The organism is Aliikangiella marina, from assembly GCF_007004765.1.
GTDB lineage: Bacteria > Pseudomonadota > Gammaproteobacteria > Enterobacterales > Kangiellaceae > Aliikangiella > Aliikangiella marina.
Map to the genome: position 1 here is coordinate 885,700 of NZ_VIKR01000002.1, position 24,203 is coordinate 909,902.

Consider the following 24,203-nt stretch of genomic DNA (forward strand, 5'->3'; position numbering starts at 1 on the left):
AGCCTTAATAGGCAAGCAGTGCTAGAATCGGCCAGAACTCAATGACAAGCTGAATTCGTCTCAAGGTATCAAAGTCGTTCTAGACCTTCTCAGCTTTAAGGATCACAATTCAATGACAATGATGAGCCGGCGTTTTCGGGGATTTTTCCCGGTGGTTGTCGACGTCGAAACAGCAGGGTTTAACGCTGCGACTGATGCACTTCTCGAAATTGCTGCAGTTTCTCTCCAATTTGATGATCAAGGTTATTTAAGACCGGCAAACCGTTGGCACTATCATATTGCCCCTTTTGAGGGGGCCAATATTGAACAATCCTCTATTGAGTTTAACGGGATCGATCCCTTTAACCCGCTTCGCGGGGCGGTCTCTGAGCGCGACGCGTTAAAAGAGATATTTACTGGAGTCCGCGCCGAGCAAAAGGAAGCGGAATGCCAACGTTCAGTTTTGGTCGGCCATAACCCAGGGTTTGATATGGGCTTCTTACTGGCTGCGTCCGATCGAATAAAGGCAAAACGCAATCCTTTTCATCCATTTACCACATTTGATACAGCAACTTTAGCCGGACTCGCACTCGGTCAGACGGTACTTGCCAAAGCTTGCGAGGTCGCTAATATTGGCTTTGACAACGAGCAAGCTCATTCTGCTTTGTATGATACTGAGAAGACTGCGGAACTATTTTGTTTTATTGTTAACCGGTGGAAGAAACTCGGTGGTTGGCCTTTGGGAGATTAGCTTCAAATAGGCATCAAGTTTTTTAAAGTGCACAAATTGAGTAAACTTGGATTGAAGAAAAACGCCCATGAAGAAAGCACCGCAAAGAAACCTGTAATTAATTTCTAGCTGATGAAAAACTTAGTAATAGCAATAATATTTATACCGTTACTTTTTGTGATTTCGCCTCGAGTTCTTGCTGATAAAGAATTGGAAGGTGTTTGGAAACACGCGAATAAACCTGCCCGGATTGTGATAACATTCAAGTCGAAAATTGGTTCGGCTGCGGTTGTGGAGCATAGAAACAATTCGAAGGCTGACGGCTTGAATATTATTCATTCAATTAAGAGAGTCAACACCGAGTCAATGACTTGGCAAGGCAAGATGTATTCAGCGGCGATAGATGATTATGTTGCGGTAACACTGGCTCTGCAAGACTCCCATACACTGGTTGTCATGCTCAAAGCTGACAACCGACAGACAGAAGAAGTGTTACGACTTTTGAAAGAGTAACTGGGTAAAAGAGTGACTGCGTAAAAAGGTAACCGCATAAAAGAGTGACTGCCTAAAAGGGTAACCGCATAAATGAGTACCGGCGACTAAATTATAAAAGTCGGGTAGTCCAAATTCATGACTAATATATCAGCCTCAATAAGTGATAATTCGCTGTTACACTCCGAGTGAAAATTAGGCTGACACAGAGCTGTTGTAGTAGCGTACCGTTGACTGATTGCCTTTAGCATTATAGACGTTGTTGTCAGGATCAAATCCTTTAATCAAGTTAAATGTGCGCCGAGAAGAGTCGTTCAATAATTTAATCAAGCGAGCATTGACTTCGTTTTTAATACTACATTGTTTGATCAGATCGAGTAGTTTTTGCCATTCTTGATTCAAGTTTGGCTGGTTTTCGCAAAATAGTTTAAATTGATTCAGCTGCGCAATTAAATTACCAGCATCGTCGAATAATTGGGGAACTTCATGCTGATTTATGCGGCTAACAACATCACCTTTTTCTTTGATGTAGTTAGCGAGCTGGTCAAAGTTTCTCTGCTCCAAAGCTTTCTGTTCTGCTTTTAAAATATCGTGCAGGGATTGATAGTCTTGAATCCAAACGCGAATGAGCGTCTGTGCGATTTGACGATTTTTCATGCTGTTATCCTAATCAAAAATGTTCCAAGTGATAAACGCTGAGTATTGATCGATTAAAAAATCTGAGCTTTTATCCGTTGTTAGTAACCATAATAAGAAGATTCAAAATCCAACATTTTGTTGGCAACTCTCTCATAATCAATATCGTACTCACCTTTATCCATCTTTTCTTTTACTGGGGAAACCCTGTCAGGATCAACTACCGGAGCAGCTTTCATCTGAGCCACTAATGCACCAATTTTTGACGCAGCACCAGTCAAACTTACCGAGTCGTCGCTTTCGGCTGCAGCGGAAGAAGCGTCGCTTGAAGCCGACTTTTTCTTCGCTTTATCTGAGCGACTCAAGTTCGTTTTGGTGTGTCCTGGTACCAGGCTTTTAATGTCCATAACCATTGCTTAATTGGATCCCGCTATTGTGACGTTTAACTGGTTTTTTCCGACGACGGTTGCGCCGAAAGTTTTTCGAGAACTAGAGTTACGCACCTGCGCAACTTCGCCAAGCACTGCATTGCTGAGGGCGACGCCTTCAACATTAATACTTAGGAAGTCATTCTTCGCAGTAACGGTCACTTTATCTCCTCGACAAACCAAACAAACACTATCTTGAAAAATGGTTGCTCCAGCGCGCATTGTGCGCCTCGGGCTTGCATTGATTATTTGATTCAAATCTGTCATGGGGATTTTTCTAACATTCAGAATTTCCACACGACTTTTAGTTAGGTCACTCTGGCTAATAAGCTCGCCAGAAGCCACATTTCGATTAAGCACCCATACTTCTTGATATTGGGTAATCTTAGCTGAGACAAAAATCTTCCAAGTGATAGGTCCACCGCAACGGATGCCTACAGTTGTTTTACCTGTGCGCCTGCTAGTCTGCGGTAGAAATGCTTCTATTTCTGATGAGCATTTTGCCAGACGCATGCGAGGGTCAATTTGGCCGATTGTAATCTCAGTATTTACCTTATCGGCAGCAACCTGCTTTTCCTCAAGGAATATTTTTGCCGCTTGGCGAATTTTTTCTATATCCTGAAACTCTCGAGCATCAACTGCACTGTTAAAACCCAGTAAAGACGCAGTAAATAAGCTAAAAAGGCAAAATCGCGGAATCAGCGGTATTTTATTTGAGCAGTTCCCAAAAACTGCTAAAAACGTAATTAATTTCATGATTTTCCTGTTGTTTTACGAATTTTGGCTATACTTAAATTCTGGAAAGCGCGAACTTTTATAACCGATTCGTTACCGTCGAGTGATTAACTCAAAAGCGCGTTATTTACGTCACATATGTAAAGCAAAGCAATTTGCATGCCTGAGAAGTAAAAAATTTATTAAAAAGGAAGGTTTCTGATGTCAAGTATCCTTGATTCAGTCAATCAAAGAACCCAGATGGTGGGTCAAAATCGGCTCGAGCTACTTTTGTTTAGACTTCGAGGCAAACAGGTTTATGGTATTAATGTTTTTAAAGTTCGCGAAGTTTTACAATGCCCCGAGCTAACTGAGTTACCACAGCGAAATCCTGTCGTGAGAGGGGTTGCCCACATTCGCGGCGCGACTATATCAGTTATTGATTTAAGTTTGGCTGTTGGTGGGCCATCCTTAGGAGATGTCAAAAACTGTTTTGTGGTAATCGCAGAATATAATCGGAAAGTTCAAGGGTTTTTAGTTAAGTCCGTGGAGAGAATCGTTAACATGAATTGGAGCGACATTCATCCACCACCCAAAGGCGCCGGCAAGACCAGTTATTTGACTGCGGTCACTGATATCGATGGAGAAATCGTTGAGATTATCGATGTTGAAAAGATACTAGCTGAAATTACCCCAAATGACGATGTCGTCAGTCAGGAGTATGTTGAGGAGAGTATCGCTAAAGCACCGCAAGACAAAGTGGTACTAATCGCTGACGATTCATCGGTCGCGCGTGGCCAGATTAAAAGAACCATAGAGCAGCTCGGTTACAAAACTCACTTATGTAAAGACGGTAAGGAGGCTCTCGATTATTTAGAAGGGATTGTCAATGATGGGCGAGAGCTAAATGACGAAGTCCTGCTACTGATTTCAGATATTGAAATGCCCGAAATGGATGGCTATACCTTAACTGCAGAAATTAGAAATAACGAGAAACTAAAACATCTTTGGGTAATGCTCCATACATCACTCAGCGGAGTCTTTAATGAAGCCATGGTGCAAAAAGTTGGCGCCAACGACTTCATACCCAAGTTCAATCCGGATGAGTTAGCGCAATCTGTACAGAAAAGAATGGATTTAGAAGACTAGATAAGTTCTCAATTCATGGAAATCTCATCTAACGATTACCAGCGCTTTAAAGTTATTCTCGAAAAACAAAGCGGGATATTACTTGGTGACAACAAGCAATATCTCGTGGTTAGTCGACTAAGTAACTTTATTCAAGAAAAAGGCTTGGTATCCATGTCGAAGCTATTGGACCAAATATCGGGTCCTTCTGGCCGCATGTTGCTTAAACAGGTCATTGATCGAATGACCACCAATGAAACTTTGTGGTTTCGTGATAAGTATCCTTTTGATTATCTAAAATCAACAATCGTACCTTCAATAAAAAAATCTCAACCCACACTAAGAATTTGGTGCGCTGCTTGTTCGACTGGCCAAGAGCCTTATTCGATTGCCATGCATTTGGATGAAATAGGCGCTTTGATGAGCACTGAAATATATGCGACCGACTTGTCAGAGCGAGTGATCGATAAAGCCAAAAAAGGCATTTATCAACAAATCGAACTAAAACGAGGAATGCCCCAGGACAAGCTTAAAAAATTCTTTACTCCCCATGACGGTGAGGATTGGCAAATCAACACAAAACTGCGCGGTAAAGTAAGGTTTCAACCATTGAATTTGTTAGAGACACCTTATCGCATGGGTAAGTTTGATGTGATTTATTGCCGTAATGTTCTTATTTATTTCTCGAATGAAAATAAAACTAAAGTTATCAATGGCTTAATTGACAATTTAAAACCTGGTGGGTTCTTGTTTTTAGGCGCTTCCGAAGCCCTAACCCGTGGTTCCCATCCGATGAAAATGGTTCGTTGCAATCCTGGCTTGGTCTATCAAAAAGAAGCCTAAGGATTCTTTTTTCGAATCCGCTCTCTAAATCCAAAAGAAAAAGCCCACAACCTATTGCCGCTTTTTGCGGAGTCGGCTTGCCGCTTTTAAAGATCACATTGCCAGATATCAAGATTAAGTTGCTGTCTTATTGTCTGGCACCATAAATCACCCCAAGCCCAGCAAAACAGCGGATTTTAGCGACGACTGACGAATAAGTACCGCAATCCCCTGAGCGCGTATGTGTTTGACATCTACTAAATTTAATTAATTTTTTCAATGAGTTAGGCGAGATGTTGCTCGAGTTGGTGATTTTCCCCGTGGCCATCAATAAAACCTTCCGTTTGACTTTAATTTGATTGGCACAAGGATTGCAAAATAAGCACTGGAATAAATGTAAGGGCGGTCAGAGGCCAACATTTAGGTTGTGAGTAAAAAGGAAAATCAATGTCGATAAACTTTAACAGAGCATTTGGAGTCCATGAATCTGCACTTGAAATAAGAGCAGAGCGAGCGCAAGTGCTCGCGGAAAACTTAGCCAATTCAGATACCCCAAATTTTAAAGCAAGAGATATAGATTTTTCCCAAGCTCTCTTACAAGCGCAGTCAAATCGAAAAAGTGGTTTAACCCGAACGAATGAACTGCATATGGATAGCAAGATCGGTCGGGAAATCCCTGGTCTTTCTTATCGCATCCCTTTTCAACCTGACACAGGTGACGGAAACACTGTGGACGCACAAATAGAGCAAGCGAAGTTCGCAGAAAACGCGATGCAATATCAAGCAACTTTGCGATTTCTTGATGGAAAAGTGAAAGGTTTGATTCGAGCAATTAAAGGCGAATAGTCGCATAGGATTTTTGGAGAAGAATTAAAGTGAGTTTGTACGACATTTTTAACATTAGCGGTTCGGGGATGGCGGCACAGAGCGTTCGCTTAAATACGACAGCAAGCAATATTGCCAATGCTGATAGCGTTGCAAGCAGCAGCGGTGAGGTATACAAAGCTCGACATCCAGTATTCCAGACGGTGATGAACGGGCTGAGTACGAGCAACGGTGCGCCTGATGGTGGTGTCTCAGTCGTCGGTGTTATTGAGAGTCAAGCAGAGGCTATCGCCCGATACCAACCGCAAAATCCATTGGCTGATGAGCAAGGTTTTGTATACGCGCCAAATATTAACTTAGTCGAAGAAATGGCAAACATGATTTCGGCGTCTCGTTCTTACCAAACCAATGTGCAAGTCGCTAATTTGACTAAGAACTTACTCAACAAAACGTTAACACTGGGTCGCTAATAGCGAGAGGCAAAGACAATGACAAATTCTATTAATCCAAGCGACTACGCTGATATCGGTCTCCGAGTCAACAATGGTCCGGTGCAAAGAGAAATCAAAAAAGAGTTGGGCCAGGCCGATTTTCTTGCATTGCTGACGACTCAGCTGGCGAATCAAGACCCTTTGGCACCGACCGATAGTAAAGAGTTTATTTCGCAAATGACGCAATTCGCCAGCTTAGATGCAGAGCAATCGATGGTTAATCAGTTAACCGAGCTGTCAACAGCGTTGACGTCTAATCAAGCACTGCAAGCTTCCGCGCTAGTAGGACGCAATGTACTTATTGATGGAAACGAGAGTTATCTTCATGAAGGTGGGGTCATAGCAGGGCAGCTTAACTTGGATGCTACGACAACCAATATCCGTTTCGAGGTTCGCGATCAATCAGGACAAACTGTGCGGAGTATCGCTGTTGGCACGCAAGAAGCTGGAGATTTGGATTTTATCTGGGATGGAAACAATGACCTCGGTGAGAGAATGCCGCCTGGTGTTTATACGGTGGCGGCTTTTGGACAAGTCGGTGGGGCATCTGAGCAGTTAAGAACTTCAGTAATCGCGAGAGTAGAAAGTGTAAACCTTGGCGGTGCAGATGGACAAATTGTATTGAACCTTGCCGGGTTAGGACAAATTGGATTTAACGATGTAAAAGAAATTGGTTAAAGATTTTTTTACGATTGAATATTAAATAGATTGAATAAACAGATTGAACAAATAAATTGAAATCGAAAAAAGTAGTTTCGGTAAAAACAGGAGAGAGTAGTTATGTCATTTAATACAGCACTTAGTGGATTAAACGCCGCTCAAGCCGATTTGAATGTGACGGCGAATAATATCGCTAATGTCAGCACAACGGGGTTTAAAGAGTCTCGCGCTGAGTTTGCCGATATATTTTCGACTAGTTCATTTGGTGCGTCTGGTACCGCAATTGGTAATGGTGTTTTGTTGGCGAATGTTGCCCAACAGTTCAACCAAGGGAATTTAGAATTTACCGCAAATACTTTAGATTTAGCGGTTTCAGGTGAAGGTTTTTTTATACTTTCGCCGAGCGATACTAACACTAACGCGATCTTCACGCGCAATGGTGAGTTTGGTGTCGATTCTAACGGATTTGTTGTTAATAATGCGGGCGCCCGTTTACAAGTATTCCCGGTTAATGCCGACGGTACCGTTACAGCGACAAGTTTATCAAGTACGATTCCGTTACAGTTACCACAAACTCAAGGTGTACCAACTGTGACATCAGCGGTCGATATCGGGGTAAACTTGCCCGCTAATGGCTCGATATTAAACCCGCTTGCTTTTGATCCGCTCCAAGCTTCGACATTCAATGCTTCAACATCACTCACCGTTTTTGACTCTTTAGGCGAAAGCCATGTTGTTACTGCCTATTACGTTAAAGTTGCCGACAATCAATGGGCAACTTATTACAACACGACAGATGATGTCGGGGCGACTTTGCCAATCGACATTACTGGCGGAATTGCGGGTGCAGGCGGACAACTCTATCACTTAACTGACTTTGATAATTCAGGTGGTTTCCAAAGCAACACTCCCGATCCTATTATTACCACGGCGATTGATTTTGGAAATGGCTCTGACCCAACCCAAACGATTAACTTTAATTATGCGAACAATGGTACAACACAATTTTCGTCTCCGTTTACGGTGAATGTGCTTAATCAAAATGGTTTCCCGATTGGCCGACTAACAGGAGTCGAAATTTCCGAAACGGGTGTGGTAAGAGCAAACTTTAGTAATGGTCAAACTAATGCGATTGGAAAAATTGCTTTGTCGCGCTTCCAAAATGCTCAAGGCCTCTCGCAAATTGGTAACAACTCATGGGAAGATTCGGTTGAATCAGGAACGCCACTGGTTGGCGAAGCATTGACATCAAGCTTTGGTCAAATTCGATCGGGCGCGCTAGAAGTTTCAAATGTGGACTTAACTGCGCAACTGGTTAACTTGATTTCAGCACAAAGAAACTTTCAGGCAAATGCCAAAACCATAGAAACGAATAATACGATTACTCAGGCAATTATTAATATTCGTTAATGACTTTGCGAGTTAATCAAGTGGTTAACTCGCGCCTTCGTTACTTCCTTTTTTCTAGGTACTTCAATGGATAACTTGCTTTACATTTCAATGGCTGGTGCGCGTGAAACTTCAATGGCGCAAGCAACCTCGGCAAATAATTTGGCTAACGCGAAAACGACTGGTTTTAAAGCGGACCTCGCTCAATTTAGAGCGATGCCAGTTTATGGCGATGGGTTGCCGACTCGAGCGTTTGCGATGGCAGAGCGACCAGGTTTTAACTTTGACCAAGGGTCTCTAGTGAGTACAGGAAGAGACTTAGATGTATCGATTCGCGGAGAAGGCTGGTTTGTTACGCAAACTGAAGACGGTGAGGAACGTTTAACTCGTCGCGGTGATTTGAAAGTGACCGCTAACGGAGAATTGTTGAACGGTTTAGACCAACCTATTTTAGGCGATGGTGGCCCGATCGCTTTACCACCATTCGAAAAACTCGATATTGCGCGAGACGGTACTATCACCATCCGTCCACTCGGTGCTGAGGCGAATGCCATCGCTATCGTTGATCGGATACGCATGGTTAATCCTGACCCTACGACGCTTGACAAAACAGAAGGTGGACTTTTTAAAAGCCGAGATGATGAGCCATTTGCCGCTGATGCGGCGGTTCAATTAGATAGTGGCTTTTTGGAGTCAAGTAATGTCAGTGTCGTTGAAGAACTCACTAATATGATTTCACTTTCTCGCAAGTTTGAAGTTCAAGTGAAGCTAATGGCATCAGTTGAAGAAAATGGACGCGTATTGGATCGATTATTGCAACCATAAAAAACAACGTATTAATAAATTTTAAGTTAGAAAGATTTTTAAAGAGGTAAATCAAGATGCATCCGGCACTTTGGATTTCAAAAACAGGTTTAGAAGCGCAAACAAAAGATCTTGCCGTAATTTCGAACAACTTAGCAAACGCGGGAACCGTTGGGTTTAAAAAGTCTCGAGTTGCTTTTGAAGACCTCTTTTATCAAAACCTTCGCCAGCCAGGCGCCGACTCTTCAGCTGATACCCGCTTACCTTCCGGGCTGCAGTTAGGGACTGGAGTAAAAGTGGTAGCGACGCAAAAAATTCATTCACAAGGAAATTTCCAAACCTCGGATAACCAATTGGATATGGCAATCCAAGGAGCGGGGTTCTTCCAGGTTTTACTGCCAGACGGAACTAACGGTTATTCTCGAGCTGGTAATTTTACCTTAGATGAAAATGGGCAAATTGTTACCCAAGGAAGCGGCTATGTTTTGCAGCCAGCGATTACCGTTCCGCAAGGTGCGACGAGTTTGGATGTCTCAATTGATGGAACGATTTCCGCCCAAGAGCCTGGACAGGCAGCACCAACCAATTTGGGTCAGCTCCAGTTGGCCAGTTTTATTAACCCAGCAGGATTACAGCCGGTTGGAGAAAATCTTTATATCGAAACCGGGAGTAGCGGAGCGCCAGTATTAGGAACACCCGGTTTAGACGGTCTCGGTCAGTTACGCGGTGGCCAACTGGAAACTTCGAACGTTTCAACCGTCGAGGAACTTGTTTCACTAATTGAGACGCAACGTACCTATGAAACAAACACCAAAGTTTTATCTGCGGTTGATCAGATGCTTCAATATGTGAATCAAAACCTTTAGTCATTGAGTGAATTGGATTATGAAATCTAAAAAGCCTAGTTACTTATCCAGCCTATTAAAAAGTTTGCTCGCTATGTCTAGTGTTGCAATTGTCAGTGGATGCGCGAACTCTTTTAAAGACATGAAGGAAAATGATCCTTATTGGGCGCCGGCCTTGCCGACGGTAAATGATTCAAGAAACTCAGAAACAGGTTCGATATACAATCCGGCATCGGCACAAATGTTGTTTCAAGATAAAAAAGCTTTGCGAATTGGTGACATTGTAACTGTTGTGTTGACCGAGAATACTAATGCGAGCAAAACCGCTGATACTGAAGTGACAAAAGATTCGCAAATTACCATGCCCCAAGTTTCAGCTTTTGGACGAGATCTAAATATCGGTGGAGATAATCCGTTGGTTGTGACAGTTCCCGCGCAAAATCGTACTTTTGCCGGTGAAGCTGATAGTACTCAAACGAATCGTTTACAAGGCACGATTACCGTCACGGTTCATCAGGTTTATCCGAATGGAAATTTAATGGTAAAGGGTGAGAAATGGATCTCATTGAATCAAGGTAGTGAGTTCATACGTATCGCAGGGATTATACGACCAGAAGATATTGATAAAGATAACCAGGTCATTTCTACCCGCGTGGCTAATGCAAAAATTTCTTATGGTGGCGAAGGGCCGCTAGCTGATGCTAATCGCCCTGGCTGGTTAACACGATTTTTTAGCTCTGATTGGTGGCCATTTTAATTTTATTATTTAATGGTGATTCTCCAGCGAATAACTAAAAATTTGATGACTAGATAAAAGAAAAAGACGGACTTAAAAAGCAAGACTGACAGCAAGAGAAAGTATTGATGAAGTTACTCAAAGTTATATTCATAGTGTTTGCCGCACTGCTGAGCCAGCAGGTCGCAGCAGAGCGCATCAAAGATATCACCAGTATTCAAGGTGTAAGAGAAAACCAATTGATTGGATATGGGTTAGTCGTCGGACTCGATGGAACTGGAGAGAAAACTCGTTATACCGAACAGACTTTTAGAACGATGCTGGCTCGATTTGGAATTAATGTGCCTCAAGGTAGTCAATTGAAACTAAAAAATACTGCAGCCGTAGCTGTTCACGCATCATTACCCGCTTTTGCGAAAGTCGGACAAACTATTGATATCACCGTGAGCAGTTTAGGTGAGGCGAAAAGTCTCCGTGGCGGTACCTTATTGATGACGCCTTTACGGGGAACCGATGGAAAAACATATGCGATCGCTCAAGGAAATCTAATCGTCGGTGGTTTCGGTGCGCAAGGTGCTGACGGCTCTCGAATTTCTGTCAATCATCAAACGGTTGGAAGAGTGCCCAATGGCGCAACGGTTGAACAAACTGTCGCATCAAATTTTTTAACTAACGATTACTTAGTTTTTAATCTCAATAAACCAGACTTTACAACAGCCGTTAGACTAGCAAAGGCCATTAACGATCTTGTTGGTAGTCAAACAGCGAAGCCAATCGATCAGACATCAATTCAAGTCAATGCGCCTAGAGACCCCGCACAAAGAATTAATTATCTTTCTGTAATCGAAAATATTACCGTAGCGCCTGCGGAGTCAATCGGCAGAATTGTGGTCAATTCGCGCACTGGTACTATCGTCATTGGTAAACATGTCAACCTAAAAGAGGCTGCAATAGCGCATGGTAATTTGATCGTTAAGATTAAGGAAAGCCAGGACATTAGTCAGCCTGCACCACTGAGTCTTCAAGGTACCACAGTTGCTGCGCAAGATAGTCAAGTAGAACTAGAACGCGAAGACTCGAGAATGTTTCATTTTAAACCGGGTGCTACATTACAGCAGCTCGTAGAGGCCGTTAATGCGGTAGGAGCGGCGCCAGGCGATGTGATGGCGATCCTTGAAGCCTTAAAGCAGGCGGGCGCTATTAGTGGAGAGCTTGTCGTTATTTAAGAGATCCCTATGCCAATTGTTAACTCGCCAAATTTAGAACAAGCCAGTATCTATTCGGATATCAACTCGCTTGATCACATTCGTCGTCAGGGGCAGGTTGATCAAACAGGGGCGATTAAAAAAGCGGCAAAAGAATTTGAAGCTTTTTTTATGAATATGATGCTCAAGTCAATGCGACAAGCGAGCGAAGTTATCGGAAGCGATTCTCCACTGTTCAGCCAACAGGAAAAAATGTACACCGCAATGCTTGATGAACAGCTCTCAGTCGATCTTTCTCAAGGCGGACATTTAAAAATTGCTGACTTAATGGTTGAACAGTTAACCAGACAAAACAGCAAGGCGGCGGGTACGTTTGATACCGACTATCATCTGAATAAAATTAAGCTTTCAGCGACTTCTCAAAAATTAAGTGAACTCTCAAGAAATCAAACTAGCACAATATTACCTGAACAAGGTCCTGAACAAGCGACGATTGATGAGACACTTTTCCGCACCAATCAAGGTCAATTGACCACGAGCTTCAGAGGTTTAATCACGCAGGCTCAAGAAATCACGGTAAACGGCGTAAGTAGCGATAGTAACAAAAGCAATGACAGCAGCCATGATAGTGACATTGATAGTCAACTAGCTGAAAGTTCAGCCGTTAAGCCTCAAAAGAAAGCACTGTTTGAGCGAATGGGTGATTTTGTTAATGAGTTAATGCCTTATGCCGTTGAAGCCGCTAAGAAACTCAATCTCGACCCACGAATTTTGGTTGCCCAAGCTGCATTAGAGACCGGCTGGGGTAAATATATTATGCATGATAGTCAAGGCCAGCCAGGCTTTAATCTGTTTGGTATTAAGTCGAACAATAATTGGCAAGGCGAAAGTATCGAAATAAACACGTTAGAGGTCGAAGACCAAGCGTTTAAAAAAGTTAATGCTAAATTTCGCAAATACGAAAGCTTCGCTGAGTCCTTTAAAGATTATGTTGATTTTATCATTTCGAATCCGCGCTACGAGCAGGCGGTTAACTCAACAGAAGATGCGAGTAATTACGTGAAAGCATTACAGGATTCTGGATACGCTACGGATCCAGACTATGCCGATAAGATTTTGAGAATTTTTGGGGACCAACGATTTCAAAATGCAACGGTAGGATTCAAGTAATCCAAAATAGTGAGAGTTTGATATGGGCATATTTGATATTAGTATTTCTGGATTATTAGCGAACCAAGCGGCAATTCAGACCACATCTCACAACATAGCAAATGCTAATGTTGAGGGATACTCTCGCCAACGGATCGATCAAATTCAGCGTAATCCGCAGTTCATCGGTGGTAACTATTTCGGAACGGGTGTTGAGGTAGGAACGGTCAAAAGAATATTTGAGCTGAGCCAACAAATGGAACTTCAGTCCACGACAGCGGACTTTAATTTATTTGACTCATTTCTCACTCAAGCGAACCGAGTGGATAGTTTACTGGCAGACAGTGATACAGGAGTAAACAATGCGATTCAACAATTCTTTACTGCATTGCAGGGGGTAGTGAACGATCCCGCTTCGGTGCCTGCCAGACAAGTCATGTTAAGCCAAGCGCAAAATATGACGGCTCGATTTGATCTGGTACATAATCAGCTCGAGGCTCAACTTACCGAGATTAATGGAAGTATTGATTCGCTAGCGAAAGAGATTACCACTTTGGCAGATTCAATTGCCAAACTAAACCTTCAGATTACGGGATCGTCTGGCAGTGCACCACCCGACTTACTCGACCAACGAGATAGAGAAATTGTGCGATTAAGTGAATTAGTTACGGTGCAAACATTAGAGCAGTCAGACGGCTCGTTAAATGTCTTTATTGGAACCGGACAATCATTAGTCGTTGGAGCCCTCTCCAATTCTCTGGTTGCTTCAGTTGACCCAGTTAATCCTCGAAGTCAAATTTTAAGTCTTACTTCGGGCTCCTCAAGTATTGAAGTCACTAACAACGTTACCGGCGGGAAGTTAGGTGGCTTACTCAATGCGGTGGATGAAATTATTGAACCAGCGTTTAATACGCTTGGGCGAGTGGCTATTGGTATTGCAGAAAGTTTTAACTTACAGCATCAGTTAGGTATTGATCTCAATAATCAATTGGGTGGTAATTTTTTCACCGACATTAATAGCGCATCGCTAGAACTTAACCGAGTAATCAACTCAACTTTAAACACTGGAAATGCACAACTAAGCATTACAGTCGATGACCCGTCTTTGCTAAATGATCGAAACTATGAACTGATTTTGTCAGGTGGAAACTACAACCTTGTGGATGCCGATAGCAATGCGGTACTCGCCACTTTTGCACCACCTGCAGTTGTTCCTGATACGGTTACCGTTGCTTCCGAGGGATTTACGATTAACTTTTTGTCAGGCGCTGCGAACAATGGCGACACTTTTGCGATTCAACCAACGCGAAATTTTGGCCGAGATATGGATGTATTGATTACCTTGCCAGAACAAATTGCTGCAGCTTCGCCGGTTAGGGGAGAACAATTGATCAGTAATATCGGCTCGGGTTCGATAACTGGTATAACGGTGACTGACACTGCTACAGCACAATTTACAACAACCCCTGGTGCACTAGCACCGCCTCTCCGGATTGAATTTGACGCTACACCGGGTGAGTTTTCTATTTATGATATGACAACCGGAACCCCTGTTTTGTTAGCCGGCGGCATTGCGGGTTACGTACCGAATCAAGACAATAATATGCTAGCACTCGCAGGGGCGCCATTTAATTCATATGGCTATGAAATTACTATAAATGGTGATCCGCAAGCGGGTGATAGTTTTGATATCAGTTACAACACCAACGGAGCAGGGAATAATGACAATATTCGTTTACTTGGTGATTTACAATTAGCCAATACACTGGACAATGGCAACACGAATTACCAGCAGGCATTTGGAAGAATTGTCAGTACAGTAGGCGTAGCAACCCAATCGGCAAGAATTAAACGAGACTCGTCAGAAAGTTTATTATTCCAAGCACAAGAGCGCAAAGCCGCAACGTCTGGCGTAAATCTTGATGAAGAAGCTGCAAATTTAATTAAATTTCAACAAGCTTATGAAGCCTCGGCACAAGTCATTCAAGTAGCGCGAACTTTGTTTCAAACAGTTCTCGACTCAGTGAGATAGTCAGCATGCGTGTTTCTTTCCAACAAATGACCAACGCAGGGGTTCGCGAGTTACTCTTGAGGCAGTCTGAAGTGCAGCGGACTCAACTTCAGTTAGCCACTCAAAAGCGTGTGATAAACCCATCAGATGATCCGGTCGCAGCAACATCAATTAGCTTCCTAAAAGCCGAGATCGAACAGTTAGAACAATTTAATCGAAATGCCGACGCGGCCCTTTCCAGCAATCAACTTGAGGAAACCGCGCTTGGTACAGTGACAAACATTTTATTCAGAATTCAAGAGTTGACGGTTTCAGCAGGCAACGGTGTCTATGCGGGCTCTCAACTAGAGGCAATCAAAATAGAGTTGGAAGAGCGGCTTGAAGAGGTATTGGGTCAAGCAAATACTCAAGATGCAAAAGGTGATTATGTTTTTTCAGGTAGTATCGTCAAATCGCAGCCATATACCGTTGATGCTTTAGGCAACGTTGTTTACAACGGCGATCAAAATCAGCGAAACTTGCGAATTAGCAGTGGTACATCTGTCGCAATTTCCGACTCGGGTTTTGAAGTATTCTCCAACGTTAAAAATGGTAATGGCACTTTTTATACTACGGGTGATATCACTAATGCGGGTAGTGGTGTAATCACGCGAGGCGGATATAATGGTGCTTCGCCATTTTTGGCTGAACCTTACGACATTACATTTGCGTTGAACGCGGGTCAATTAGAGTACACGGTGACAGGACGAACCTCTGGAACTGTTGAAGCTGGACCAGCAGTTTATCAAGATGGCGCAGATATTAACTTTCAAGGAATCCAGATCAATATTTCTGGTACGCCACAGGCTGGCGATTTGTTTACCGTCGAACCAAGCCAAAGTGAAGATGTGTTCACAACCATCCAAAATCTCATAACCGCATTGGATGGCTTTGTTGAGTCCGACAAAGGAAGAGCCGATCTCAGAAATGTATTAGAAAGTAGCCAAGCAACATTGGAACGACATATTGATAATATTGATGGTGTCAGAGCAAAAGTCGGTGCAAGACTCAATGCAATTGATACTGAATATGGAAGTAACTTGTCTTTGCTAGTGACAAGCAAGTCATCTTTGTCAGATGTCGAAGACTTAGATGTCGTTGAAGCTTCGACCCGACTGTCGGAACAATTAATCGTTTTAGAGGCTGCTCAGGCGAGCTTTATTCGAGTTAGAGATTTAAATTTATTTAACTTTCTAAGATAACACGCAAGCATCTTGGGTCAGTCTAAAAATTTACGCGCAGTAATCGAGGTTGGTACCAGACCACAACTTTCCCAAAATTTTCCGGCTAATTCGTTTTGAGCCGAGTAATTAACCTCATAATAACTCACCTGTTGTTCTTTGAAGATAGACTCAATAAAACTAACAATGCTAGCCCCGGCTTTTTTTTGACGAAACTCATCATCTACCCAAATAGTTTGAATGAGCCCAAAGGAACGGTACTCGGTAAAGTTATTCGGATTAGGCAATATCTTGAGAAAAGCAAATCCAATTCTTTGTTGATTATCGGAAACAGTAAAAATAAGACTTGAGTCGTTAGCAAGCTCCAAAGACAGCCAATGTCGAATGTTGTCTTCAAATTTATCGTTGACTTGAAGTTCTGCCTTTCCATTAGCGGATTCAAATTGATGTAATTGAATGGTTTTTTGAGTAAGGTAGTCTAAGTCTTCTCGCGTTGCTTGGCTGAAGGCTAGCTCAGGATTGTTCATCGTCATGTATTTGTGAGTAAGCTTTGATAGCGTGTGTTCTTTTTTTTAGGTCAATGACTTCTCGAGTCGATTGGTTTTTCGCTTGCTGTACTTGTTCCGACAGGTTTCTATCGGTTTCTATAATTGTCTTAATGCTTTGCATCACTGTCAGTCTCTCAGACTCATCGATGGGCGAAGCAAAAATCGCTTCCAACTGATTTTGTCTTGAAGCGAGCAAGGCTTCCAGTTCATCCCAATCTTCTTCATCGATGAGGGCTTGAAAGCCATTTGTTTGAGAAATGATGTTATCAAGAGATTTGGTCGCTGAGTCAGTCACAACAAATCCTAAGCTAAATTACTGCGCGCTTGTTGGTTAGTCATCTGTCTGACCTCTTCTTCGATGCCATCCCAGCCCGACTTCACTTCTTTTAAAAGTAGGGTAACTTCATCAAGCTTTTCAATCGAGTTTTCTGCATGAGCTTGCATGAGTGTATCGATCATATAGTCATAAAGCCGGTATAGCTTTTCAGAAAGATCACCACCTTGCTCCATATTTAAAGAGTTTTGCAAACCGGCGATAATTTTTATCGCCCAATTGATGTGGTGGCCCTTTTCTTCAATCTTATTACGCTGCATAAAGCCTTTAGCTTTAGCAATTTTTTCTAAAGCTCCTTCAAAGAGCATTTGAATTAAGCGATGAGGGCTTGCTTCAAATATTCCACTTTGTGTACTGGTAGATTGATACTGTTTTAAACCATGTAAACTCATGTATATTCCTCAAAAAGCTTGGATATTAATTACTCGTTTTGACCTGAAAGTGCACTAAATTGCTGCTCTAAAAACGAGCCTGTAAAGTTGAAACTCGATACGATTGTGTCAGTTGCCGCAAATTTTTTCCTTAGCGAAAATTCGAGTTGTGCAATTCTAAAGTCGAGTTGATCGCGATCGTCGGCAATCCTTGTGAGAGTAGATTGGAGTGAGTCGGTTCGGCTATCTAACAACCCTGAAAATTCGGTATATGGGTCAATCGCGGCTTCGAGCTGTGTACCCAATCCATCGGCCGCATAAAATATGTTACCCACATCACTAAAGGCAGAGTCTAACGCTGACTCGAGCTCGCTGGCGTTAATTTGCAGTGTTCCATCTTTTTGGGTTCTTAAACCAACTCTTGAAAGAGAGTTAAAGTCGGTAGTTATCGAGGCGACTTCTGACGATAGAATACTGCTGATAGAGCTGCGAATGTTACGCAAGGTTGCATCACCAAGAAGCGCGCCTTCAGCTCCCTCTGTTGCAGAACCAAGCGCATTAACAGTTGCGATGAACGAATTATAATCTTCGACGAACTGTTCAATGTTAGACTTTACTGTATCAGGATCTTTAAGCACTGATACGGTAACCGTTCCAGCAACCGCATCATCAGCGAGTGTAATATCAACGCCTCGAACAGGATCTTGAAATGTGTTAGTTTCACTACTTATGGTTAAACCGGCAATTGTAATTTGTGCATCTAAAGCCGTGCTATCTTGATTGAGAGTGCCACCATTTCCATCAGATATAGCGGCTAAGTTAGCATTGTCGTTAGTTACTGAGAAATCATTGATTGCGCCGGTATCACTTCCCCGATAAATTATTTTTGTGCCACTATCACCATTGACCAAGGTTGCAGTGACACCAAAATTATCGGCGGCAGTATTGATTGCGTCGACGATATCTAACAGGCTATCACTAGCACCGACATTTATGACAAAGCTGTCACTGTTCGCATTTTGAAAAGTTAAGTTGCCAGTTCCAAGAACCGTACTAGAATCACCAGCAATGGTGCTGGTGCTAAGTTCTGTTATTGTTGCTGTTTGCACAATAGTAACATCAAATTCACCTTCACTAGAGTTACCGTCAGCAACGGCAGTTAACTGAGTATCATCGGCTGATGTTGCAGTTCGTGCATTAAAGTTTTCTTCATTGAGGTTTTCTAAAGAGTCTTGCAATGCTGAAAGCGAAGATTTTAGTTGACCGACACCAGAGATCTCGACGTTAGTTCGAACTTCCAGGCGAGCGAGAGAAGACTCTTTCGGGGCTCTTTCAGCATTCACTAATGCTGCAATTATCGATTCAACATCGATTCCTGAACCTAATCCTGCTGCTGTAATTAAACCCATATCGTTACCTATCGATGACTTTTTGAAGTCACGTTGCTTTGTACTAGTAGTTTATCGGCCTGCAAATATTCGACTTTAAATTATTATCAAAATTATCTATATGATTTTAGACTTAAAACAGCTCTTTTTTTATAGAAAATTTGGATAAGAATTCACTTATTGATAGTTAAAATTCTTGCTGGTTGTATATTGAGAATATCAGCAATATACATACCAGAATGTGTGGGCATTAAAAAAGGGGTCGAAACCCCTTTTTTAAGCTTTTTCCTGTAAGAGAACACCACTAGCCAATATCCCTTCCTCGCTTAAATCTTTCAATCTTCTAGAGAGATTGAGCAATTCCTCAGGAGGAAACTGGCGGATTAACTCGTCAGTTGCTTTATCTACGACTTTTACAACAGTAACACCAAGCTCATCGTCGACACGGAATTGAAGACTGCGACTGATCTGCTGATTGAATTCTTGAAGATCTTCAATCTCAGTTTTAGCTTCTTCTAATTGACGAGTGTTTGAGTCTGCTTTTGCGTTTCTATTGACCGGTTGTTGAGCTATTTCGACAACCGTTGAGTCATTACTTCTGTCGATATCGCTAGTTGAAGGTTGTGCATTAGCTAATGACAGCAAAGACTTGCCGTTATCTCTTAAGACTGGTTGAAAATTGCCAGACAATTCTTCAATAGCCATAGCAAATTACCTCCTTTGAACAGACAAAGAAACTATGGAAAACTTCGATAATTTCTTTGCCATGTCTTAATTAGCTCTTAGCGTTAAGCTTCAACTTACTGTAACAAGGACAGTACTGACTGACTTGACGCATTCGCCTGAGCTAATACGGAGAAACCGGCCTGCTGAAGTACCTGGTTTTTAGCCAAGTTAGCGGTCTCAACTGCATAGTCAGTATCACGGATACGAGATAGTGCTGCTGAAGAGTTCTCAATGTTAGCATTTAGGTTATTCGCTGCAAAAGTTAATCGGTTTTGCGCCGCACCTAAAATACCTCTTTGCGTGTCAACGGCCGTAATAGCGGTATCAACTGCAGCTAAGCCTGCAGAAGCATCGGTACCGCCCGTATCAAAAGCCGCACCATCAGTTGTTGCGATAGCGATCGTAGAACTACCATTGGTATCAACGGTGATGTTTGTGGCGTTCGCAGAGAAAACCGCGCCACCCGCAAACTCAGTATCGCCAACAATACGCGTTATTTCAGCGTCTAGCGCAGAGAATTCAGCATCCAATGCCGTTTGACCTGCTGCTGTTACCTGACCACTTGATGCCTGTACCGCGATGTCACGCATACGAAGTAAGATACTACTGATTTCTTGAAGTGCACCCTCTGCCACCTGGGCAAAAGAGATACCATCGTTAGCGTTTCTTGCTGCGATTCGTGCACCACCGACTTCTTTAGCTAACTGACTCGCGAGTACCAGACCAGACGCATCATCTCGCGCACTGTTGATACGGAAACCAGATGATAATCGAGAAAAAGTCGTAGATAGTTCGTTATTGGTTTTAAATAAGCTTTTTTGAGCGCCTAAAGACGCCACGTTAGTTTGGATTACATTACCCATGATAAATCTCCTAAACCTTTGATATCTAAATTAAATTAGATTTACAAAGTGCTTAAAAAGTAAGACAGCTAGCGGCCTGAGAAACCGTTTTACTATCCGCGTATATTACAAAAGTGATGAATATTGCTCTGAGAAGCACCTTTCCATCGATAAATCGGTGTTCCCGCAAAGAAATGAAATCTGAGAAAAATCATCGCCTGAGAAACAACAATTTGCTGTCCGCAAGATACTGAGAATATTTTGCGTTCAAAAGATGTATCGGCCCTGAAAAAGGCGAATTTAATTTACTTTGAAAAAAAAATGAAGAAAATAGGTGTTTGCCACCTAATCTATTGAAAATTAAGTGAAAATAATTTTAATGATTTCGTAGCAAGCTAAGGAGGAGAGAAGGAGCGTACTCCCTCTCTCAGGCACCTAAAGTTGTCGTACGGTAGGGGCGTTTTCGGGAATCATGTCATTACCCTTGTAGAAGTGATAGTACGTTCTGAGATGAGGCGTTTGCCTGCCCCAGGACGCTTAATCCGGCCTGTTGCAGTACCTGGAACTTGGCGAGATTGGAAGTTTCAACGGCATAATCGGCATCCCTTATTCGCGAGCGTGAGGCCGAGGCGTTCTCGATAATGCTGTTTAAGTTTGAGACCGTTGATGATAATCGGTTCTGGAAAGCACCCAGTCCGCCACGTGCGGTGTCAATAGCGATGATATCTGCGTCAATATTCGTCAGAACGTTAGAGGCATTCGCTGCTGTATTGATATTGCTTGGCGCGTTACTGGAGTTTAATCCAGTGACATCAGGTAGGGTAACGGCGATAGTTTCGCCAGCGTTTATACCGACCTGTATGTTGATGGTAGCACCGGTATTCAATACATCGGTATTACCAAATTGGGTTTGGTTGGCGATACGAGTTATCTCAGCTGAAAGGGCTTGATATTCTGCATCCAGAGCACCTTTTTCAGGTCCAGAGTCCGCGGTTTGTCCGGATGATGCTTGCACCGCTAAATCACGCATTCTCAGAAGGATATTAGTAACTTCTTGTAATCCGCCCTCTGTTACCTGGGCGAGAGAAATACCATCATTGGCATTTCTCGCTGCGACCGTAAGGCCGCCGATTTGAGATGACAGTTGGTTGGATATGAATAGTCCAGATGCATCATCTTTGGCGCTGTTAATTCGGAAACCCGATGATAATCGTTGGAAGGTGGTTGATAGGCCACCATTGGTTCCAATCAGATTTCGTTGGGCGTTTAGTGAGGCTACATTAGTCGAGATAACGTTTCCCATTTTTTTGACTCCTAATCTAACGCTTCAATACGGGCGGTCAGAGTTTTAAATGCCGTAAATTCGAAGCTATAAATAATTAATAAAAAAATATTTGGGAAAGAAACACTGAGAATAATTCTTTCGTAAAAGAATCAACCATCTGAGAATTGGTGATTAGACTTTAATCTCGAGCTGAGAACTATCGATTAAAGTTGAGGGGGTTGAGAAGTCCCGCTCAATTAACTTATCGACTGTGAAAATAGCGACTTTAAAATATTTTTATTTTATTTCACTTATTTATTGGGTGAGCCATAGAGCGTTGGTATGGATTTTGCCTTATTTCATTGAATGAACTGTGGATTACTAAACCAATCAAGGCTAAAGTGTTAATAGATAGGTCTTTTTAGTTTCCTGACTCATCGTCATTACGCATTACTTTTAATTTGCTGTTGATGGCGAAGTTTGATGATAACGCGAGCGACGTCTCGCCTCGATAATTAAAGAGCGATTATGCCAAAGAAGAGAAATAAGCGAGTAAAAAGTAAGGCAAGTCAAAAAAGTTTACACAAAAAGGCCCGAGGTGGATTGCAAGTAACTTCAGGCTCGGAATTCGTTTTAGAGACTTTTGAGGGATATGTTTACGGAGGTAAGCATACACAGGCACTCGGTTATTTGTTGAATTTGCTGGGAACATTCGAAGAGTTTATGCTGATTCAACATAAAGAAGAGCCCTATCAGCTATTTCAACTCAGAAAGCAGCGTTGGTCGACAAGACTTGCCTCAGCTTGTTGTGCACTTTTTGTCAATCCAAATTGGAATTTTGATGATGAGCAGTACTTTTATTTAAGTCGATTCCATGATTGGTATGGAAAGATCTTTGAGTTATCGCAAGCCGGAGACTCAAACTATGTATTGGATTTAATAAATAGCACAAAATATCGCTCTGATGAACAGATGCTAAAGCGTTTCTATCTGCATCTTACACTTAATTCACCCGTTGAAATTTATCGAATGCTTAACCTAAATAGAGACTTAGCATTACCGATCATTCTCTCTTTAGTCGGCGATAGTTGCACCTTAATTACCCGACACGAAGACAATCGAAGCGTTTTGATTCAAAACTTTGATGCATTAACGAGCGAGTCCAATTTACATCAACAATATCTTGGTGCAATTCATAAATCTTGGATGCTTTGCAGTTATGCCATCGATGACCGAAAGCACCTAGTCAAACTTGGCATCAATAAGTTAATTCGTAAACTATTAAGCTTTGTTAAAGAAAGTAGTCTGGCTACAAAAAAAACGATAAGACCCAGTATTGCAGTTTTAATCGAAGTCTGTCGGACTAGCCATGTGATGTATCGCTGTTATGGTGACCGTATCAAGTCGTTAAGGGAAACTTTCGATGTTACGATTTACGCAAATAAAGACGACATTGACGAAACCGTTGCGGGATTAGCGGATAGCGTGGTTTATGTTGATATTAATAGTGAATCGATCCAAGCTGTTGCGGATAAAATCAGGACGGCCGATCACGATATTATTTATTACCCCAGTTTAGGCATGGCAAATTGGACTGTATTTACAGCGAATTTGAGGCTAGCGCCGGTTCAATGTATGTCTTTAGGGCATCCTGCAACGAGTTGTTCTAGTCAAATGGATTTTGTAATACATCCCAAAGACGTTTTAGCAGACCCGTATTGTTTTACCGAGAAGGTTGTTGTTGGTGACTTTACGCCAAACTATATCGCACCAAAAATTGATGAAGAAATTGAGTTTATGGAAACTAATGACGATATCGTCAGAGTGGCGATAGTTTCTAAATATATGAAGATTAATTTGTTAATGATTGAAGTCTGTAAAGAGTTGTTAAAACACTGTAAAGCAAAAATTGAATTTCATTTCTTTCCTGATACTAAGGGGTTATTGCTCGACTATATTACCCAAATAGTGAAAAGTGAATTGCCCGCAAGTGGTGTCTTTCCGACTATGTCTTACAAGAACTATATGCAGTTTTTAAGTCGTTGTGATTTACGGATTGGGACGTTTCCTTTCTCAGGAACAAATACGACGATAGACTGTTTTTCCATGGGAGTACCAACCATTGCATTCGATGGACCAGAAGTGTCAAGCCATTTCGATAGCGTTGTAATTAACCGTCACTGTCCAGAAGTTCATGATGATCTAGTCGCGTCGACTGTCGAGGACTTGATTTCCAAATGTGTACGAATGATTGATGATGAAGCCTTTCGGCTTCAGATTTCAGAAAAAATTAAAAGTATTGATATTGATAAAACAATATTTAAAAGTACTTCAAGCAATTCACAAACCCAATTCGCAGACACGATTTTGTGGGCGTACCAAAACATTGAAGAAATAAGAAACTCAAGTGAACAGGTTTTTGAAGCTGATTTAGGCCCGACTCTTGAAAAAATTGCGCCTTAAGGA

At 42.2% G+C, this 24,203-nt stretch carries 26 protein-coding genes; 16 read left to right on the forward strand and 10 right to left on the reverse strand.

Going from position 1 to position 24,203, the window contains the following annotated elements; genetic code table 11:
* Positions 1–121: 121 nt before the first annotated feature.
* Complete coding sequence (rnt, locus tag FLL45_RS10200; protein ID WP_246075818.1) at positions 122–730, forward strand: ribonuclease T; 609 nt, start codon at positions 122–124, stop codon at positions 728–730.
* Positions 731–841: 111 nt separating this feature from the next.
* Complete coding sequence (locus FLL45_RS10205; RefSeq protein WP_142941912.1) at positions 842–1,222, forward strand: hypothetical protein; 381 nt, start codon at positions 842–844, stop codon at positions 1,220–1,222.
* Between the two features lie 174 nt (positions 1,223–1,396).
* Here FLL45_RS10205 and FLL45_RS10210 read toward each other — a convergent pair whose 3' ends face one another.
* The 3 genes from FLL45_RS10210 to flgA all read right to left on the reverse strand — a co-directional run bounded on the left by FLL45_RS10210 (position 1,397) and on the right by flgA (position 3,021).
* The gene (locus FLL45_RS10210; protein ID WP_142941913.1) at positions 1,397–1,858 is read right to left on the reverse strand and encodes a flagella synthesis protein FlgN; all 462 of its coding nucleotides are present in this window, start codon (positions 1,856–1,858) and stop codon (positions 1,397–1,399) included.
* Between the two features lie 80 nt (positions 1,859–1,938).
* Positions 1,939–2,244, reverse strand: coding sequence for a flagellar biosynthesis anti-sigma factor FlgM (gene flgM / locus FLL45_RS10215; RefSeq protein WP_185964403.1), 306 nt, complete (start codon positions 2,242–2,244; stop codon positions 1,939–1,941).
* A gap of 9 nt (positions 2,245–2,253) precedes the next feature.
* Complete coding sequence (flgA, locus tag FLL45_RS10220; RefSeq protein ID WP_142941915.1) at positions 2,254–3,021, reverse strand: flagellar basal body P-ring formation chaperone FlgA; 768 nt, start codon at positions 3,019–3,021, stop codon at positions 2,254–2,256.
* A 180-nt stretch (positions 3,022–3,201) separates the two neighbouring features.
* Here flgA and FLL45_RS10225 point away from each other — a divergent pair, with 180 nt between their 5' ends.
* The 13 genes from FLL45_RS10225 to flgL all read left to right on the forward strand — a co-directional run bounded on the left by FLL45_RS10225 (position 3,202) and on the right by flgL (position 16,285).
* Complete coding sequence (locus tag FLL45_RS10225) at positions 3,202–4,128, forward strand: chemotaxis protein CheV (protein WP_142941916.1); 927 nt, start codon at positions 3,202–3,204, stop codon at positions 4,126–4,128.
* 15 nt (positions 4,129–4,143) lie between these two features.
* Entirely contained in the window at positions 4,144–4,950 is an 807-nt protein-coding gene (locus tag FLL45_RS10230; RefSeq protein WP_142941917.1) for a CheR family methyltransferase, read from the forward strand.
* A gap of 426 nt (positions 4,951–5,376) precedes the next feature.
* A complete protein-coding gene (gene flgB / locus FLL45_RS10235; RefSeq protein WP_142941918.1) occupies positions 5,377–5,775 on the forward strand; it encodes a flagellar basal body rod protein FlgB in 399 nt (132 codons plus the stop codon).
* Between the two features lie 29 nt (positions 5,776–5,804).
* Positions 5,805–6,224: a flagellar basal body rod protein FlgC gene (gene flgC / locus FLL45_RS10240; protein WP_142941919.1), complete on the forward strand. Its 420-nt coding sequence runs from the start codon at positions 5,805–5,807 to the stop codon at positions 6,222–6,224.
* An 18-nt stretch (positions 6,225–6,242) separates the two neighbouring features.
* Positions 6,243–6,923: a flagellar hook assembly protein FlgD gene (locus FLL45_RS10245; protein WP_142941920.1), complete on the forward strand. Its 681-nt coding sequence runs from the start codon at positions 6,243–6,245 to the stop codon at positions 6,921–6,923.
* A 102-nt stretch (positions 6,924–7,025) separates the two neighbouring features.
* Positions 7,026–8,315: a flagellar hook protein FlgE gene (flgE, locus tag FLL45_RS10250; RefSeq protein WP_142941921.1), complete on the forward strand. Its 1,290-nt coding sequence runs from the start codon at positions 7,026–7,028 to the stop codon at positions 8,313–8,315.
* 66 nt (positions 8,316–8,381) lie between these two features.
* A complete protein-coding gene (flgF, locus tag FLL45_RS10255; RefSeq protein WP_142941922.1) occupies positions 8,382–9,119 on the forward strand; it encodes a flagellar basal-body rod protein FlgF in 738 nt (245 codons plus the stop codon).
* Between the two features lie 56 nt (positions 9,120–9,175).
* Positions 9,176–9,964 (forward strand): flagellar basal-body rod protein FlgG, encoded by a 789-nt coding sequence (flgG, locus tag FLL45_RS10260; RefSeq protein ID WP_142941923.1) that lies wholly within the window; start codon positions 9,176–9,178, stop codon positions 9,962–9,964.
* Between the two features lie 19 nt (positions 9,965–9,983).
* The gene (flgH, locus tag FLL45_RS10265; RefSeq protein WP_142941924.1) at positions 9,984–10,700 is read left to right on the forward strand and encodes a flagellar basal body L-ring protein FlgH; all 717 of its coding nucleotides are present in this window, start codon (positions 9,984–9,986) and stop codon (positions 10,698–10,700) included.
* A 107-nt stretch (positions 10,701–10,807) separates the two neighbouring features.
* A complete protein-coding gene (locus FLL45_RS10270; protein WP_142941925.1) occupies positions 10,808–11,905 on the forward strand; it encodes a flagellar basal body P-ring protein FlgI in 1,098 nt (365 codons plus the stop codon).
* Positions 11,906–11,914: 9 nt separating this feature from the next.
* Entirely contained in the window at positions 11,915–13,054 is a 1,140-nt protein-coding gene (gene flgJ / locus FLL45_RS10275; protein ID WP_142941926.1) for a flagellar assembly peptidoglycan hydrolase FlgJ, read from the forward strand.
* Positions 13,055–13,076: 22 nt separating this feature from the next.
* Positions 13,077–15,065 (forward strand): flagellar hook-associated protein FlgK, encoded by a 1,989-nt coding sequence (gene flgK / locus FLL45_RS10280; RefSeq protein WP_142941927.1) that lies wholly within the window; start codon positions 13,077–13,079, stop codon positions 15,063–15,065.
* A gap of 5 nt (positions 15,066–15,070) precedes the next feature.
* Positions 15,071–16,285, forward strand: coding sequence for a flagellar hook-associated protein FlgL (gene flgL, locus FLL45_RS10285; RefSeq protein WP_142941928.1), 1,215 nt, complete (start codon positions 15,071–15,073; stop codon positions 16,283–16,285).
* 17 nt (positions 16,286–16,302) lie between these two features.
* Here the strand turns inward: flgL and FLL45_RS10290 are convergent, their stop codons facing one another.
* The 7 genes from FLL45_RS10290 to FLL45_RS10320 all read right to left on the reverse strand — a co-directional run bounded on the left by FLL45_RS10290 (position 16,303) and on the right by FLL45_RS10320 (position 21,776).
* Entirely contained in the window at positions 16,303–16,791 is a 489-nt protein-coding gene (locus FLL45_RS10290; protein WP_185964404.1) for a GNAT family N-acetyltransferase, read from the reverse strand.
* Positions 16,778–17,107: a flagellar protein FliT gene (locus FLL45_RS10295; protein WP_142941930.1), complete on the reverse strand. Its 330-nt coding sequence runs from the start codon at positions 17,105–17,107 to the stop codon at positions 16,778–16,780. The genes FLL45_RS10290 and FLL45_RS10295 overlap by 14 nt, the downstream gene beginning before the upstream one ends.
* Before the next feature lie 8 nt (positions 17,108–17,115).
* Positions 17,116–17,538 carry a flagellar export chaperone FliS gene (gene fliS / locus FLL45_RS10300; protein WP_142941931.1) on the reverse strand — a complete coding sequence of 141 codons (423 nt, stop codon included), beginning with the start codon at positions 17,536–17,538 and terminating at the stop codon, positions 17,116–17,118.
* A gap of 29 nt (positions 17,539–17,567) precedes the next feature.
* Entirely contained in the window at positions 17,568–18,926 is a 1,359-nt protein-coding gene (fliD, locus tag FLL45_RS10305) for a flagellar filament capping protein FliD (RefSeq protein ID WP_142941932.1), read from the reverse strand.
* Positions 18,927–19,181: 255 nt separating this feature from the next.
* Positions 19,182–19,610, reverse strand: coding sequence for a flagellar protein FlaG (locus FLL45_RS10310; protein ID WP_142941933.1), 429 nt, complete (start codon positions 19,608–19,610; stop codon positions 19,182–19,184).
* Between the two features lie 95 nt (positions 19,611–19,705).
* Positions 19,706–20,494 (reverse strand): flagellin N-terminal helical domain-containing protein, encoded by a 789-nt coding sequence (locus FLL45_RS10315; RefSeq protein ID WP_142941934.1) that lies wholly within the window; start codon positions 20,492–20,494, stop codon positions 19,706–19,708.
* Positions 20,495–20,951: 457 nt separating this feature from the next.
* Positions 20,952–21,776, reverse strand: coding sequence for a flagellin N-terminal helical domain-containing protein (locus FLL45_RS10320; protein ID WP_142941935.1), 825 nt, complete (start codon positions 21,774–21,776; stop codon positions 20,952–20,954).
* A 489-nt stretch (positions 21,777–22,265) separates the two neighbouring features.
* Between FLL45_RS10320 and FLL45_RS10325 the strand changes: the two genes are divergently transcribed.
* On the forward strand, positions 22,266–24,200 hold the full coding sequence (locus FLL45_RS10325; protein ID WP_142941936.1) for a hypothetical protein: 1,935 nt from the start codon (positions 22,266–22,268) through the stop codon (positions 24,198–24,200).
* The last annotated feature ends 3 nt before the right edge of the window (positions 24,201–24,203 follow it).